Source organism: Streptomyces fractus (assembly GCF_049844455.1).
GTDB classification, from domain to species: Bacteria; Actinomycetota; Actinomycetes; order Streptomycetales; family Streptomycetaceae; genus Streptomyces; species Streptomyces fractus.
In genome coordinates, this window is record NZ_JBMYHI010000002.1 from 4,979,429 (window position 1) to 4,997,355 (window position 17,927).

Below are 17,927 nucleotides of genomic sequence, written 5' to 3' on the forward strand. Positions count from 1 at the left end.
GCCACCGGGAACCCGGGGGTTCCAGTGTGTCGACGACCGGTTCGCGGGGCTACTCCCCTTCGCTTGCACGTCAAGGGTACACGCGATCGCCTACGACCGGCTCGGTCACCGGTTTTGGCCCGAACAGGTGGAACTGGTTCCCGGATCTTCGAATGTGCCGACGTCACATAAACGCTGTGTGAGCGTTTCGCCATCCATTGCTACTTTCTGTGACGGAGGCGGGTCCGATGGACGGCGCTAGACACTGGTTCCGACGATTGCGGGTGCCACGGCGCGCACCGGCGGCGGGCCTGGTACTCGGCGCCGTGCTCGCCATGGTGGCGGCTCCACTGCCCGCGGTGGCGAGCGCGCCGGAGGCCGCGCCGGAGCGGGCGGCGAAGGCGGCGGTGCCCGCGGCTCCGACCACGGTGTACTCGGAGGACTTCGAGGACGCCCCCGTCGCCTCCGGAGCGGTCCGCCTGACCGACTACACCGGGGCCGCACCGCTGGAGCAGACCTACAACGCCGCCGGCCCGTGGCTGAAGGACTGCAACGGCTGGGTGACCAACCGCGCCGACTCCGAGGGCTACCAGCCCGCGATCAACGACTGCGGCAGCGAGAGCTACTGGAACTCCACGCGCAACCTGGCCGCCAACCTGGGCAAGCTGCGCGGCGACGCGGACCCGGACGCGAACCACGCCGTCGGGGGCTACACCAACGGTGACCCGGGAGCCGACCGTCCGGAGTTCGTCGGTGTGAAGGCGCTCACCTTCCCGGCGAACCGCTTCCTCGCCGCCGGCGTGAACGCGGTGGCCTCGCACTGCGACGTGGCCGCACCCCGGTTGCGGTTCTATCTCCGAGACACGGACACGAGCGCGGACACCGTCCTCGGGACCGTCAACCCCTGCACCCACCCCGGCGCGGTCGACATCGGCACCACAAAAGCGGTCGACGCCATGATGGCGCCCCGGCTGTACAGCGGCACCAGCGCGCAGCTCAGGATGAACAACCTGGAGGGCTCGGGAACCGGCAACGACCACGCCTTCGACGACGTCCGGCTCCTCGACGTCTCGCCGAAGGTCAGCAAGGCGTTCTCGCCCGCGAGCGTCGCGGTGGGAGGCACCTCGAAGCTGACGTTCACCGTCACCAACACCACGGACCTGGAGGCCAAGCCGGGCTGGTCGTTCACCGACAACCTGCCCGACGGGATGGCAGCCGTCCCCGGCTCGACCGCCACGACCTGCGCCAAAGGCGAGGCGACCGCGACCGGCAAGGCCGTACGGCTCAAGGGTGACCTGGACGCCGGGCAGGAGTCCTGCACGCTCAGCGTGGATGTGACCGCGCCCCAGGGCGAGTACAAGAACTGCCCGGAGAACATCGGCGACGCGAAGGGTGTGAAGAAGCCCGCCGAGTGCTCCTCCGTCACCTTCAGGCCGCTCCCGACCCCGAAGCTGACGTGCACGGCCGAGCAGACCCGCGCCACGCAGCGGTACTGGTACTTCGGGAACAAGGCCGGTATCGACTTCGGGCCGAGCGGCACGAAGGCGAAGGCGCTCACCGGGAAACAGGACGCGATGGAGGGCACCACGGTCGTCACCGACACGTCCGGCGTCCTGCAGTTCTGGTCGGACGGCGAGGGCGTCTACGACCGCGACAACAAGCCGATGCCGAACGGGACAGGGCTGAAGGGCAACCCCTCGGCCACCCAGACGGTGTCGGCCTTCCCCGCACCGGGGCAGCCCGGCAAGTACTACGTGGTCACCACGGACGCCTCCGTGAAGCCGGGCAATCTGACGTACTCGCTCGTCGACATGAGCCTCAACGGCGGGCGCGGCGACGTGGTGTCCGGAAAGAAGAACCTGTCGCTGGGCGGCGCGGGCACCGCGAGCGAGGCACTGACCGCGGCGCCGAGTGCGGACGGCAAGACGTTCTGGGTGCTGACCTACTCCTACAAGTCCCCGAACATCCTGGCCTACCGGTTCGACGGCGACGGGCCGGTCACGGGCGAGCCCGTGGTCAGCAAGTTGCCGACGGACAACCTCCAGGGCTACGGCACGCTGAACTTCAGCGCCGACTTCAAGAAGCTCGCCGCTCTCACCGGGTCCTGGCCGGAGACGGGCTCGCGGTCGTTCGTCCGCATGCTGCGGTTCAACGCGGAGAGCGGTGAGGTCTCACAGGACAGCCAGTGGGACCTGCCCTCGACCAGCGGGACCTACGGGTACAGCGCCGACTTCTCCCCTTCCGGTGACTACGTCTACGCGACCCGGATCTTCGGCGCCGGCAAGCTGTTCCGCTACCGCGTCGCGGACGCCGCCGCGGGAGCCGCGATCAAGGCGACCGAGCAGAAGGTCGGCGAGATCGGCACAGGCGGCCAGGTCCGCCGAGGTCCCGACGGCCGCATGTACGTGGCCAACTATCCGAACGGCGCGCTGCACGTCGTGAACGATCCCGACAGCGCGAGCGCCCCCGGCTTCGCCGCGAACGGCTTCCCGTTGCCGTCGGGCACGGTCAGTCAGTTCGGGCTCCCGCAGACCGTCACGGGCTGCCCCGAGCCGCTGAAGCCCGAGATGAAGATCAGCAAGGCCTCAGACGCCAAGGGGCCGGTCGCCCCCGGTGACAAGGTGACCTACACCCTCAAGGCGGAGAACACCGGCGGTGTCACCACCGAGGCCCCGGTCGTCGACGATCTGACGAAGGTCGTCGACGACGCGACGTACAACGGCGACGCGAAGGCCACCACCGGCACCGCGTCCTACGACGCGCCGAAGCTGACCTGGAAGCCCACCCTCAAGCCCGGCGAGAGCGCCACCCTCACCTACTCGGTGAAGGTGAAGGACCCGGCGACCGGTGACGGCGAGTTCACCAACACCGTCACCGGGCCCGAATTCTCCAACTGCGTCAAGGGCGACGAGGACGGCTGCACCACCAAGGGCAAGGTCAACAAGCCCCCACGGGGCGGCTACTGCACCGACACCGGCTACCTCGTGCAGTGGAACGGGAGCGCCTACGAGCTCTCCACGTTCGACCCGGCCACCGGGGCGAAGAAGTCCGTCGGCACGCTGGGGTCGGACAAGGCGCACAACGTCAGCATCGGCTACAGCCAGCTCGACGGGTACCTGTACGGCTACCGGTCGACCGGCAACGAGCTGCTGCGGATCGACCCGGAGACCGCGAAGTCCACCTCCACCAAGATCACGGGGATGGACGGCAACTCGGCGGCCATGGCCGCGACTTCGCGGGACGGATCCAAGCTGTACGTGCTCGACCACACGACGAAGAAGCTGTACACGATCGACATCGACACGCACAGCTCCACCTACGCGTCGGTGATCGCGACCAAGGAGCTGAACGGCGCCCACGGCTCGGGCGACATCGCCGTCCACCCGGGCGACGGGATGCTCTACACCGCCGCAGGCGACGGAACGCTGTGGCGCCTCGACCCGGCCACGGGTGACTGGACGAACCTGGGCGCAAAGCTGCCGTCCGACGCCACCGACGGCGGGCTGCCGGGCACCTTCCAGGTGTTCGCCGACGACCTCGGCGAGCTGTACTTCTACGGCAACTTCAAGGGCGGCCTCTACCAGCTCGACCTGTCGGCGTCGACGGCCGACGCCCCCATCTCCTCCGACGAGATCGGGGACTGGACGCGGATCGGCTCCACCTCCACCGCCTCCAACGCGGACGCCGCCGGCTGCCTGCGGGCCCACGACTACGGCGATGCGCCCAACTCGTACGGCACCGCCAAGGGCGACGGCCCGGTGGCCGTGGCCGGCAAGTCGCTGCTCCTGGGCGCGGGGATCTCCTCCGAGCGCGACGCCCGGCGCCCCGGGACGGGCAAGGCGTTCGACGCGACGGGCGACACCATGGACGACGGTGTCGCCGCGTGGCCGAAGCTCACCGAGGACATGACGTCCTACTCGGTACCGGTGAAGCTCGCCAACAAGACCGGCGAGGCGGCCACCCTCACCGCCTGGGTCGACTTCGACGGCTCGGGCACCTTCGACGCGGGTGAGCGAGTGGTGGTGCCGGTCGCGGCCGGGGCCACCTCCGCCGAGCTGAAGTGGTCCGGGATCAGCGGGGCAGCCAAGGCAGGCAAGACCTACGCCCGGCTGCGGCTGTTGAACGGCACGGCCGCCGGAGCGACGGCGCGTGCGGCTGCCGCCGCGGGCACCGAGGGCGAGATCGAGGACTACCCGGTCACGGTCGAGGAGCCCGCGCCCCCGCTGGAGATCGCCAAGTCCGCGGACAAGACCGACGCCAAGCCTGGTGACAAGGTCACGTACAAGCTGACCGTCACCAACCCCGGAAAGGCGGCGGTCGAGGGCGCGCGCCTCAGCGACGACCTGACCGGCGTCATCGACGACGCCACGTACAACGACGACGCGAAGGCCACGGCCGGTGACGTCACCTACAAGAAGCCCAAGCTGACCTGGACCGGCGATGTGGCGGCCGACTCGACGGTGACGATCACCTACACCGTCACCGTCGGGCGGCCGACCGCCGACGGAGACCAGAAGCTGGGCAACGCCGTCGTCGGCCCGCCCGACTCCAACTGCCCGGAGGGTTCGACCGATCCGAAGTGCACGACCTCCGTACCGGTCGCGGCGCTGAAGATCGCCAAGTCGGCGGACAAGGCCGGCGCCAAGCCCGGTGACAAGGTCACGTACACGGTGACCGTCACCAACACGGGCAAGGCGACGTACGACGACGCGAAGGTCAGCGACGACCTGTCGGGTGTGGTCGACGACGCCGCGTACAACGACGACGCGAAGGCCACGTCCGGTGACGTCTCCTACGAGCGGCCGAAGCTGACCTGGTCCGGCGACCTGGCGGCGGGCGCCACGGCGACCGTCACCTACACGGTCACCGTCGGCTCCCCGCCCAAGGGCGACGGGACGCTGAAGAACGTGGTGACCGGTCCGCCCGGTTCCAACTGCCCCGACGGCTGCGGTACCGAGACGCCCGTCGCGGAGCTCGACATCGCGAAGAAGGCGGACAAGAAGGCCGCCGAGCCCGGTGACAAGGTCACGTACACGGTGACCGTCACCAACACGGGCGAGGCCGCGTACAAGGGCGCCGAGATCAGCGACGACCTGACGAAGGTGCTCGACGACGCCGCGTACAACGGCGACGCGAAGGCCACGTCCGGTGACGTCTCCTACGAGCGGCCGAAGCTGACCTGGTCCGGTGACCTGGCGGCCGGGGCGAAGGCCACGATCACGTACTCCGTGACCGTCGACTCGCCGGTCAAGGGAGACAAGAAGTTGGCGAACGTGGTCTCCGGGCCGCCCGGTTCCAACTGCGAGGACGGGTGCGGGACCGAGACCCCGGTCGCGGCCCTGGAGTTCGAGAAGACCTCGGACGCCCGCAAGCCGGTCCACCCGGGCGACAAGGTCACGTACACGGTGACCGTCACCAACACCGGTCAGGCCGCGTACACCGGCGCCTCGTTCACCGACGACCTCACCAAGGTCATCGACGACGCGACGTACAACGGTGACGCCAAGGCCAGCAGCGGTGACGTCGCCTACAGCGAGCCGAAGCTGACCTGGAACGGGGACGTCCCCGCCGGGAAGAAGGTGACCGTCACCTACTCCGTGAACGTGTTCCGTGGCCCGAGGACCACCGGAGACGGCAAGCTCGACAACAGGATCGCCGGCCCGCCCGGGTCCAACTGCCCGCCCGGTTCGACCGACCCGAAGTGCCACACCAGCACCGGGGACATCCCGACCCTGACCATCAAGAAGACCAGCGACACCTCGGCCCCCAAGCCGGGTGACACGGTCGACTACCGGGTCACCGTCACCAACAACAGCGACACCTCCGACTACAAGGGCGCCTCGTTCACCGACAACCTGTCGGGCCTGATCGACGACGCCACGTACAACAAGGACGCCGCCGCCACCTCCGGCACCGTCTCCTACGAGGAGCCGAAGCTGGCCTGGAAGGGCGATGTCGCGGCCGGGCGGACCGTGACGCTCACGTACTCCGTGACCGTCGGCGCCCCGCCCGCGGGTGACAAGAAGCTGACCAACGTCGTCGTCTCGAAGGTTCCCGGCAGCAACTGCCAGGAAGGGTCCGACGACCCGGACTGCACCACCGACTCCGGCATTCCCACCCTGAAGTTCAAGAAGACGGCCACGCCGCGGAACCCGAAGGAAGGGGACACCCTCAGCTACAAGGTCGTCGTCACGAACGACGGCCAGGCCGACTACACCGGCGCCACGTTCACCGACGACCTCACCAAGGTCCTCGACGACGCGACGTACAACGGGGACGCGGACGCCTCCAGCGGCAGCGTCTCGTACGCCGCACCGAAGCTGACCTGGACCGGTGACCTGGCCAAGGGCGGGACGGCGACCGTGACGTACACGTTCACCGTCACGGACGCCGGGGACGGCAAGTTCGTCAACGGCGTCGTCGGCCCGCCCGGGTCCAACTGCCCCGAGGGCGGCACCGACCCGGACTGCACGACGGTGTTCCCGGCCCCCGACTACGACTTCGGTGACGCCCCGGACACGTACAAGACGCGGCGGGTCAGCGGTGGCGCGTTCCACGAGCTCGTGGACGGGCTGCGCATCGGCCTCCGCGCCGATCCGGAGCGGGACGGGGACCCGCACCGCACGGCCGGTGACGACAAGGACGACGACGGCATCAGGACCGTGACACTCCACCAGCACCAGGGCAGCTACACGGCGAAGGTCCCGGTCACCAACACCACCGGCAGGGACGCCGTCCTCGCCGGCTGGATCGACGTCGACGAGAACGGCACCTTCGAGCGTGACGAGTTGGCCTCCGCCGACGTACCGGACGGCGCCACCGAAGCCACGCTCACCTGGCACGGGCTTCAGGACATGAAGCCCGGCGACACCTTCGCCAGGCTGCGGCTGTTCGGCGACGAGGGGACGGCCGCCGCCAACCGGGCCGCCGCCCGCGCCGCCACGCACGACATCGAGCCGACCGGCTTCGGCGGGCCCGGCGAGGTCGAGGACCACATGGTCCGCGTCGAGCCGGCCCACCTGGAGCTCGCCAAGTCCGCCTCCACCAGCGAGCCGAAGCCCGGGGACACCGTGACGTACACGGTGACCGTCGGCAGCAGCAGCGCCGCCGAGTACATGGGCGCCGCGTTCACCGACGACCTCACCGAGGTCCTCGACGACGCCACGTACAACCGCGACGCCGAGGCCACGGCCGGTGAAGTGTCCTACGACAAGCCGAAGTTGACCTGGACCGGGAACGTCCCGGCCGGGGAGAAGGTGACCATCACGTACTCGGTCACGGTCGACGACCCGGTCAAGGGCGACCGGACGCTGACCAACGCCGTCACCGGGCCGGAGGACTCCACCTGCGAGTCCGGGTGCACCACGACGGCCGAGGTCCCGCCGGGCCCGAACCCGCCGAACGCCACTCCGACCCCGAGCACTCCGAACACTCCCACCCCTCCGAAGACCCCGACTCCCAGCACCCCCGCGACCCCTGCCACTCCCGTGACTCCCGTGACCCCTGCCACCCCCGCCAACCCCACACCCCCGGCCAAGCCCGGAAAGCCCGGTGACGGCCACCTGTCCGACACCGGTTCCGACGACCACACGGTCGCCCTGGCCGCGGCCTCCGCGCTGGTCCTCGGACTCGGCGGGCTGCTCCTGGCCGCCGTCCGCAGGAGCCGCCGCAAGCGCTCCTGACCAACACCCGCACAGGAAAAGGCCGTGGGGCCGGTCCACCAGGACCGGCCCCACGGCCTTCGCGCTGTAGTACGTCCGATGGACCCTGGGCGGGCGACACGGCGCCGCACCACCGTTCGGCATGTCCTTTTTGCGACATTCGGTCGATGCGATGTGTACGACGAAACGGCACGGGGCGTACGAGGACGGCGGCTTGCGTGGCGGTGGCGATCGCCGCGCTCCTCGTATCCGGCGCCGGTCAGGCATCCGCGCACGACGACGGGCCCGGCCTCGGGCCGCTGTCGGCCCGCGCCGAACATCTCATACAGGAGGCCTCCGACGCCGTCGCCGCCCACGAGAAGGCGCAGGACGCCGTGCGCAAGGGCGAGCGCCGGCTCGCCGAGGTCAGCCGCCGGCAGTCCGCCGAGCAGCGCCGGCTCGACTCGCTGCGGGCCACCCTCGGCCGCCAGGCGCGCAGCGAGTACCAGGGCTCCTCGGGCCTCGGCACGATGCTGCCGCTGCTCACCTCGGGCTCCCCGCAGCGGGCCCTCGACGCCGCCGTCCGCGCGAGCCGAGGCGACCGCGCGGCCCGCCAGTTCACGGACCGCGTCACGGAGTCCCGCGACCGGATCGCCGCGCAGCGCGCCGAGTCCGCCCGCCTGGTGAAGGGGCTCAAGGCGCAGGAGCGGCGCCGGTCGGCGGCCCGCGACGACATCGAGGCGAAACTGGCGAAGGCCGAGGCGGAGGTGCGGCGGGCGCGGGCCCGGGTGCGGGTCCTCGCGGCCGGGCCGATGCCGACGGGCGGCGGGAACTGCGCACGCGGCAAAGTCGACCGGCACGAGCGCGCCGGAAAGGGGGCGACCTGGGTGAAGCCGGTGAGCCCCGCGCCGCTGTCGGCGGGCTTCGGTTCCGGCGGCCACCTGTGGGCGCACACGCACACCGGCCAGGACTTCGCCGTGCCCACCGGGACGCCCGTGCGCGCGGTCGGCGCGGGCACCGTCGTCTACACGGGCTGCGGCGACGGCTTCGGGAACCAGGTCGTCCTCCGGCACGCCGACGGCTACTACACGCAGTACGCGCACCTGTCGCGGATCGGCGTATCGGTGGGCGACCGCCTCGACGCGGGCGAGACCCTCGGCCTCTCCGGCGCGACCGGCAACGTCAGCGGCCCGCACCTGCACTTCGAGGTGCGGATCACGCCGCAGTTCGGCTCGGGCATCGATCCGCTGCCGTGGCTGCGGGCGCGGGGGCTGAAGGTGTGACGGGTACGCACAGGGCGGGCCACCGGGGCTGTAATGGCGCAGTAACGGCCTCTTCCTAGGTTTCGGGCACCCCGTACCCTCCCGGAGGAGTGCCCGATGCCCCTGCCCCGACCGCCCAGGCGCGGAAGACGCGCCGCGTGGGCGGCGGCGTCGCTCACCGCGGCCGCCGCCCTGCTGACCGGCGCGATACCCGCCGTCGCCGACTCCGCGTCCGCGGACCCCGCGTCGGCCAAGGTCGACTCCGCGCTGACGAAGGCCGTCGCCAAGGGGGACGACGCGAAGTTCTTCGTCGTCCTCAAGGACAAGGCCGACCTGACGACGGCCAAGAAGCAGCGCACGCACGCGAAGGCCGCCGCTGCCGCGTACAGGGCGCTGAGGACGACCGCCGAGGACAGCCAGAAGTCACTCACCTCCTTCCTCGACAAGGAGAAGGTCGGGCACAAGGGCTACTGGATCGCCAACACCGTGCAGGTCACGGGTGACAAGGCCCTCGTCGACGAGCTCGCCAAGCGCTCGGACGTGAAGTCGATCACCAAGGCACGTTCGTTCAAGGTCGACGACGATGTGACCTCCGAAAAGAAGGTCACATCGTCGCGCATCGCGTCGGCGGGGACCGACTCGTCCGCCGACGGCACGGACACCCCCGAGTGGGGCGTCTCCGACATCAAGGCCGATCAGGTCTGGGACAAGTACGCGGACCGCGGCGAGGGCATCGTCATCGCCAACGTCGACACGGGTGTGCAGTACGACCACCCGGACCTGGTGAAGAGCTACCGCGGCAACAACGGCAACGGCACCTTCACCAACGACTACAACTTCTACGACCCGTCGGGGAACTGCCCCTCCGGCGGCACCCCGTGCGACAACCAGGGCCACGGCACCCACACCATGGGCACCATGGTCGGCGCGAACGGCATCGGTGTCGCGCCGAACGCGAAGTGGATCGCCGCCAAGGGCTGCGCGTCCGACCAGTGCTCGGAAGGAGACCTGCTCGCCGCCGGCCAGTGGATCCTCGCGCCGACCGACCACAACGGCCAGAACCCGCGCCCTGACCTCGCCCCGAACATCGTCAACAACTCCTGGGGCCAGGACGACGCCACCACCCCGTTCTACGAGGACATCATCGACGCCTGGAACTCCGCGGGCATCTTCGAGGCGTTCGCCGCCGGCAACGACGGTGACGGCGTGACCTGCTCGACGGCCCACCCGCCGGGCACGCAGGCCTCGACCTACGGCGTCGGCGCCTACAACGCGGCCGGCAACATCTCCGACTTCTCCGGCTTCGGACCCTCCCTCGTCGACGGCTCCGCCAAGCCGAACATCACGGCGCCCGGTGAGGACATCACCTCGACGTACCCGGGTTCGAAGTACGCCAGCATGGACGGTACGTCGATGGCGACCCCGCACGTCGCGGGTGCCGTCGCTCTGCTGTGGGCGGCGGCCCCCTCGCTGATCGGCAACATCGACGCGACCCGCAAGCTCCTCGACGAGGGCGCGCGTGACGTCGACGACACGCACTGCGGGGGCACCGCGGGCATGAACGACGTGTGGGGTGAGGGCAAGCTCGACATCCTCGCCTCGGTCGACAAGGCGCCGCACACCGCCGTCAACGTCACCGGCAAGATCACCGACAAGGACACGGGCGCGGCCGTCGCCGGGATCTCTGTCACGGCCACGGGCGCCGACGGCGATCACGTGGTGTCCACCGGCCCCCAGGGCACGTACAAGATGGCGCTTGTCCCAGGCACGTACGACTTCACGATCGACGAGTACGGCTACGCGGCCAAGACCGTCTCCGGCGTCGAGCTGACCGACGGCACCCCGCTGACCCAGGACATCGCGCTCACCGCCCTCCCGCGGCATGCCGTCACCGGCACCGTCCTTGACGTCGCCGGCAAGCCGCTGGCCAAGGCGACCGTCACGGTCCCCGGCACGCCGGTCGACTCCGTCACCTCCGGTTCCGACGGCACGTTCACGCTGCCCAAGGTCGCCGAGGGCACGTACACGCTGAAGGTGACGCCGACCGAGCCCGTCCTGTGCAACGGTGAGTACACGGCCGAGCTGAAGGTCGACGGCGACGAGACCCGCACGGTGCGCCTCCCGAACCGCACCGACGACTCGGGCAACTCCTGCGCCCCGGCCGCCTACTCCTGGATCGCCGGTTCCAGCAAGGTCGCCCTGTCCGGTGACGAGGACGCCAAGACGGTCTCGCTGCCCTTCCCGGTCTCCTTCTACGGCGTGAAGTACTCCAGCGCCGCGGTCACCACCGACGGTCTGATCAACTTCCTGTCGCCGCGCATCGGTGACTACGCCAACGAGGCGCTGCCCTCGCAGGCCCAGCCGAACGGCATCGTCGCGCCGCTCTGGGACGACCTGACGCTCGACAAGAAGTCCAGCGTGCAGACAGCCACCACCGGCACCACCGGCAGCCGTAAGTTCGCGGTCGTCTGGAACAACGTCCTGTTCGCGGGCACTACGAACCGCGCCACGTTCGAAGCAGTCTTCGACGAGGCGACCGGCGCGGTCACGTTCCAGTACAAGTCCGTGCCGGGCAGCGGTGCGTCGGCCACGGCCGGCATCGAGAACCAGGCCGGTACCGACGCCCTTCAGTACTCGTACAACCAGGCCGTCCTGACGGCCGGTTCGGCGATCCGCATCACGCAGGGAGCCAAGTAAGCCATGAGAGCCACCACCTCCCGGCGGGCCCTGACGCTCGCCTCCGCCCTGGTCGCGGCGGGCCTGACGCTGTCGGCGGCGCCGCACGCGCTGGCCGACGGCGCCTCGACCGACGCGATGACGCTGAGCACCAGCGAGGCCAAGACACTCGCCGACAACGTGAACGTCGACGTGTACGGCGACAACAACGAGTACGCGGCCAAGGACGACACCTCCGACGACGGCGCCTCCACCGACGCCGCGGTCGACCCCTCCACCCCGGTCACCTTCACCAACAAGTCCAGGCTGGAGTCGGCGCGCGGCACCGCGGCAACCGTCCCGGCGGGTTCCGACGGCAGCTACTTCACCGTGCACAGCCTGGGCAACGTCCAGCTGCACAAGGCCGACGGCTCCACCGCGTGGGCGCGCGACAACGCCTCGTTCTACACGGACTGGCAGGCCAAGCCGACCCAGGTCTGGCGGACCGAGCCGTACCCGGCGCGCATCCAGATGGGCTACAACGCCGTCGCCCCGTACGCGCCCTACTCGGACCAGGGGTTCGACACCGCGGACCTGACCGGTGACGGCACGAAGGACATCGTGCTCTCCGCGTCCGTCGGCATCGGCGACCCCCGGACCATCACCACGCCCGACTCGTCGCTGAAGGCCGGCACCTTCGTGACGGTCCTGGACGGCAAGACCGGCAACACGGTGTGGTCGAAGCTGTACGCGTACGCCACCAACGTCAAGGTCGTCGACGGCACGCTGCTCATCGCCAACGCGCCGCGCCTGAACGGGTACGCGCCCGCCACCGACACCACCACCCTTACCGGCATCCGCTTCTCGTACGCCGACGGGAAGCTGACCCCGGCCACGACGTGGACGTACGACACCGGCACGGCGGATGCGGCCAGCTGGGGCGCCCTGGAGGACGTCGGCGACGGCAAGGTCGCCGCGGTCTGGGACCTGCGCAAGTCCGCCACGAACGCCGCGCGCGGACGTACCCTCGTCCTCGACACGGCCGACGGTTCGGTCAAGTGGCAGACGGACAGCGCTCTGTACGGCCGTCAGCTCCGCTTCGACGCCTCTCGCAACCGGGTCGTCGCCTTGGAGCAGGCGGACACCTCCGACGCGGTCCAGTACGAGATCGCCGCGTACGACCTGGCCGACGGTAAGCGGACAACGCTCGACAGCCGCGTCAACGTCCTGCCCACCGCCCTGACGGTCGGTGACGCGGCGACGGGCGGCGGCGACGAGATCGCGGTCAGCGAGTCGGCCTTCAACGACTCGTTCAGCGTCACCTCCAGCACGATCCGGGTCCTGGACGGCTCGGACGGCTCGACGGTCAAGTGGACGAACACCACCAAGCGTTCCACCGACAACAGCCACAACGGCGCCAGCACCTGGACCCTGACCACCAAGGGCGGGGCGCTCTACGCCACCGCCAACGACGACCAGGCCCAGGACACCGCGCTCAACCCCGGTGGCCTGCGCTACGGCTCGCTGACCGCGTTCACCGGCGGCGGGAAGGTCAAGTGGCGTCAGCACGGCTACAACTCCTCGCCGTTCTACCAGCAGCTGTACTCCGCGGGCGGCGGCGACTACGTGCGCACCGTCGACCAGCAGCAGAACGTCCGCGAGTTCAGCCTCGGCAACGGCAGCCAGAAGAACATCACCCCGCTGCAGGGCGACCTGTACACCGGCAAGGCAGCCGACTTCGACGGCGACGGCAAGAAGGACGTCGTCGTCGGCGGCTCCTCCAACGGTGTGTGGGCGTACTCCGGTACGTCACTGGTGAACGGTTCCCCGAAGCTCCTGTGGAAGGCCACCGTCCCCGGCGAGGTGCACAACATTGCGACCGGTGACGTGAACGGCGACGGCACCCCCGATGTCGCCGTGGCCGCCGACAACGCCACCGCCGTGCTCGACGGGAAGACCGGCAAGGTCCTCTCCACGATCGACGGCAAGGGCGCGTACGTCCGCTCGGTCACCGTCGCCGACGTGAACGGCGACGGCAAGGCCGAGATCCTCGTCCCGACCGACGCGCTGCGCGTGTACGCCGCGAGCGGCAAGCAGCTGTGGTCGTACTCCGCGCCCTCGGACACGGGCGACGTGGTCTTCTCCGACACGGTCGTCGCCGACGGACAGGTCTACACGCAGTACAGCAGCCTGGGCGCGATCAGCTCCTCGGACGCGGTCGAGAACGGTGTCGCCCTTAACGGCAAGGGCACCGTGCAGTGGACCGCCGACCCGAAGGCCCCCAGCCAGGCGGCCGACGGCAAGCTGCACGGCGCGGTCCTCGTCAACGGCGTCTTCGCCTCGCCGAAGATCCCGTACGCGGACGGGCACGCGGTCGTCTACACCTGGATCATCAAGGCCGACCCGACGACGGCCGGCAACATCGACACCGCCTCGCCGGCCGTCGTGACCGAGATCCGCGACGGCCGGACCGGTGAGGTGATCCGCCGGATCCGCAACGGCAGTCCCTGGTCGCACGGCAACTACTTCACCGACGACCAGAACAACACGCTCTACCAGCTCAGCTTCGGCACGATGAAGGGCTACCCGGGCGACGGCCAGGAGGACACGTACGCCTCGGTCGCCGCGCCGCTGCGCAACGCCGGGATCATCAACGGCCCCGCCGGCCGCAAGCTGTTCGCCGGAGGCACCGAGGGTGGTCTGGCCGCCTACGACATGTCGCAGCTGAACAACGGCAACGCGTTCCAGTCCTCGATCGGCGGCGTGAACCTGATGGGCGCCCGCGGCTACGTCGCCGCCGACCTCGACGGCGACGGCACCGACGAGATGATCTCGCTCGCCTACGACCACTTCGGCATCGACCGGATGGCCGAGCAGCTGGGCGGCGCAGTCCTCTCCCTGGACGGCGGCATCCACCAGATGTCGACGTACAAGCTCTCCTGACCCGTCGGTCAGTGTCGTGCCCCCCTGGGTCCTCGTGCCCAGGGGGTCCTCGGCGTGCTCGGTTACAGTGACGCCCTTATGGACGCACGACGCACGGAAGTGGCCCCCGACTCCGGCCCTCCGCTCCTGCGTCTGCACCTTTTCAACGGTTTCCGGGCGACTCGTGACGGCGGCCCCGAACCCGCCGAACGCTGGTCACGGCCCAGCGCCCGGACCCTGGTGAAGCTGCTCGCCGTGGTGCCGGGACACCGCCTGCACCGCGAACAGGCCATGGACATCTGCTGGCCCGACGCCGATCCGTCCTCCGCGACCGGCAGCCTGCGTGTCGCCCTGCACGCCGCCCGGCACGCCCTGGAACCCGAACTCGCCCCGCGCGCCGCCTCCTCGTACCTGATATCCGACGGCGGGATGCTGTCCCTCGACCCGGCGACCGTCTGGATCGACGCCGACGAGGCGGAGACCGCGGCCGGGGCGGCCCTCGCGGGCGGGGGAGCGGGCGAACTGGCCGCCGCCCTCGCCCTGTTCACCGGCGAGCTGCTGCCCGAGGACCGGTACGTGGACTGGGCCGACGAGCGGCGCGGGCGGCTCGCGCTGCTGCGGGAGCAGGTGCTTCTCCGCCTCGCGCAGGCGCACTTGGAGCGGGGCGCGCCGGCGGAGGCGGCCTCCTTCGCCGAACAGGTCCTCGCGGCGAGCCCCGCAGAGGAGCTGGCCCACCGCGTCCTCATCGACGCGTCCCTGCGCCAGGGCCTGCGACGCCGCGCGCTGCACCAGTACCACCTGTGCCGCGAGGTGCTCGACGCCGAACTGGGCGTCCGCCCCGGCCCCGAGACGGAGCAGCTGCACCGGGCTGCCCTCGCGGCGGCGCCCGCGTCCGTGCCCGTCACGACAACGTTGCCTCCGCCGCTGCGGGCGGCCCCGGCCACCCCGCTGCACGGCCGCGACGACGTCCTCGACCGGCTGCTCGGCGCCGCGGGGCCCCCGGTCACGCTGCTCACCGGCGAGGCGGGCGTCGGCAAGACGCGGCTCGTGGGCGAGGCGGCGCGGCGGGCCGCGGCGTCCGGCACGGCCGTGCTGTGGGGCGGCGGCCAGGACGCGGAGGGGCACACGCCGTACGGTGCGTTCGCCGAGGCGCTCGACGGGTGGCTGGCCGAGCACGGCGCGACGCAGCGCGCGCGGATCGGCGCCGAGTACCCCGAACTCGCCGTGTTCCTCCCGTCGTTGGGCCAGGTGCGCACGCCGGGGGAGCGCAGCCCCGAGGAGGAGCGCGACCGGCTGTTCCGGGCCGGCGCCGCCCTGCTCGGCGATCTGGCCGCAGCCCGCCCGGTGCTCGTGGTCCTCGACGACCTGCACGCGGCAGACACCGGTTCGTACCAGCTCATGAGCCACCTGGCCCGCCGCGCCGCGGACCGCGGGATCCGCCTGCGTTTCCTGGTGACGTACCGCGAGGAGGAACTCCCCGACGACGACGCCCGCCGCTCGATCCTGAGCTTCCTGGTACGCCAACACCTGGCCGTACGCGAGGAGTTGGGCCTCCTGGACCGGGAGGCGTGTCTGGCGGTGGCGCGGGACGCGGCGTCGCCTTCCGGGCAGGAGCACCGGGTGTGGGAACTCTCCCTCGGCAACCCCCTGTTCGCCCTCGAACTCGCCCGCGACCTGGCCGATGGCCGGGCAGGTCAGGGCGCACCCCAAGGAGTGCGGGAGCTGGTCGCGGACCGGCTCGTGCGCCTCGACCCCGACGCGCGGCGCCTGGTCGAGGCGCTGTCCGTGGCCGGGGGAGAGGCGGCCCTCGCCGAACTCCTCGACGTCGCCGAGCGGGGCCTGCACCCGCCGGTGACCGGCGCCGCGGCCGCCGACGGCGTCGAGCGGGCCATCGCGGCCTCACTGGTGGAGGAACGCCAGGTCGTCGTCGCCGGCCGCCCCGAACCGGGCCTCGCCTTCCGCCACCCACTCGTCCGCCTCACCTGCTACGAGCGGCTGACCGCGGTCCGCCGCAGGCAACTGCACGGCGCGTTCGCCCAGGCCGTCCTCGCCCGCCGCCCCGACGCCGTCGACGCGCTTGCCTCGCACTTCGCCCGCGCCGACGACCCGCGCGCCGCCGAGTACCTGCGCCGCGCCGCCGAACGCGCCGCCGCCCTCTACGCCAACGACACCGCCGACCGCTACTACCGCGACCTCGTTGCCCGCCTCGACGTCGACGCGGCCCGCGCCCGCCTCGCCCACAGCCAAGTCCTCGCCAGAATGGGCCACTTCGAGGCGGCGGCCGAGGCACTGCGGCACGCCCTCGCCGAGTTCGTCCGGCGCGGCGCACACGACGACGCGGTCCTCACGGCGGCCCGCCTCGCCGAGTCCCTCGCCCGCACCGGCGCCCTCGACGCCGCCTCCGAAGCGCTCCGCGCCCACCCGGCCTCCCCGGAGACCGCCCCCGAACCCCTCGCCGTGCACCACCTGTCCCGCGCCATGCTGCACAGCGTCAGGGGCGGATACGACGACGGGTACGCGGCCGCCCGCCTCGCCCTGGACGCCGCCCGCCGGGTCCCCGGAGTACGCGGTCAGGGCCTCCTCGCCCGCTCCTACGCCCTCCAGGCCACCAACCTGGGCCTCTCCGGCCGGCTCACCGAGGCCCGCGAGGCCGGCGACCTGGCGCTCGCGCCCGCCGAGGCGTACGGCGACCCGACGCTCCTCGGCACGGTCCTGTCCACGCTGCGGGAGAACGCGCGCCGCCACGGCCGGCTGCGCGAGGCGGTCGAGAGCGGCGAACGCGCCCTCGACCTCGCCGACCGCTCCGGAAACCCGACGGCGGCATCCTTCGAACGCCTCAACCTCGCCGAACTCCACCTGCTGCTGGAGGAGTTCGACGAGGCCACCGCACTCGCCGAGGCATCGGTGACACTCGCGGAGGGCGACGGCGCCTGGTGCCTGCCGTACGCGCTCGCGACGCTGGCGCTGGTCCGGCTCCGTACCGGGGACACGTCGGCGGCCGCTGACCTCCTGGACCGCGCCGCCCCCGCCGCCGACCACCTGGGCGACCGCCAGGCCCGCTACGAGGTCGGCACCGCCCGCGCCGAACTCGCCCTGCGCACCGGCCACCCCGAGGCCGCCCTCCGCGCGCTGGCCGACTGCCCCGACGCCGCGCCGTCCCTGACCGCCTGGGCCCAACTCCGCGCGGGCCGCCCCGAACCGGCCCTGGACCTCGCGACGGCGGAGGCCGCCCGCGCCGAGCGCACCGGCGAACGCCTCGCCGAGGTGGAGGCCCACCTGGCCCGCGCGGCGGCCCTGTCCCACCTGTCCTCCCCCGCAGCGGCCGAACACACCCTGACCCACGCGACGACCCTGGCCCGGTCCCTCCCCTACCCGGCAGGCCTACGCCGAGCAGAAGAGGTCCGCACTCTGCTGTCAAGATCAAGTCCCTGCGGCGATTGAGCAGCGGGGTCCGCGGCAGAGCCCCGAG

5 protein-coding genes are annotated in these 17,927 nt (G+C 71.2%); all 5 read left to right on the plus strand.

The window, feature by feature from the left end:
• Positions 1-263: 263 nt before the first annotated feature.
• The 5 genes from ACP4E5_RS24545 (at position 264) to ACP4E5_RS24565 (ending at position 17,899) form a co-directional block, all read left to right on the plus strand.
• A complete protein-coding gene (locus tag ACP4E5_RS24545) occupies positions 264-7,661 on the plus strand; it encodes a DUF7927 domain-containing protein (RefSeq protein WP_425832123.1) in 7,398 nt (2,465 codons plus the stop codon).
• Positions 7,662-7,858: 197 nt separating this feature from the next.
• Positions 7,859-8,902, plus strand: coding sequence for a M23 family metallopeptidase (locus tag ACP4E5_RS24550; RefSeq protein ID WP_425832125.1), 1,044 nt, complete (start codon positions 7,859-7,861; stop codon positions 8,900-8,902).
• A gap of 96 nt (positions 8,903-8,998) precedes the next feature.
• The gene (locus ACP4E5_RS24555) at positions 8,999-11,578 is read left to right on the plus strand and encodes a S8 family serine peptidase (protein WP_425832127.1); all 2,580 of its coding nucleotides are present in this window, start codon (positions 8,999-9,001) and stop codon (positions 11,576-11,578) included.
• Between the two features lie 3 nt (positions 11,579-11,581).
• On the plus strand, positions 11,582-14,479 hold the full coding sequence (locus ACP4E5_RS24560) for an FG-GAP repeat domain-containing protein (protein ID WP_425832129.1): 2,898 nt from the start codon (positions 11,582-11,584) through the stop codon (positions 14,477-14,479).
• 78 nt (positions 14,480-14,557) lie between these two features.
• Positions 14,558-17,899, plus strand: coding sequence for an ATP-binding protein (locus tag ACP4E5_RS24565; RefSeq protein ID WP_425832131.1), 3,342 nt, complete (start codon positions 14,558-14,560; stop codon positions 17,897-17,899).
• The last annotated feature ends 28 nt before the right edge of the window (positions 17,900-17,927 follow it).

What these genes read in the sequence shown, in the direction of transcription:
- ACP4E5_RS24565 (WP_425832131.1), top strand. Translation starts at nt 14,558, where the DNA reads ATGGACGCACGACGCACGGAAGTGGCCCCCGACTCCGGCCCTCCGCTC.
- ACP4E5_RS24560 (WP_425832129.1), top strand. Translation starts at nt 11,582, where the DNA reads ATGAGAGCCACCACCTCCCGGCGGGCCCTGACGCTCGCCTCCGCCCTG.
- ACP4E5_RS24555 (WP_425832127.1), top strand. Translation starts at nt 8,999, where the DNA reads ATGCCCCTGCCCCGACCGCCCAGGCGCGGAAGACGCGCCGCGTGGGCG.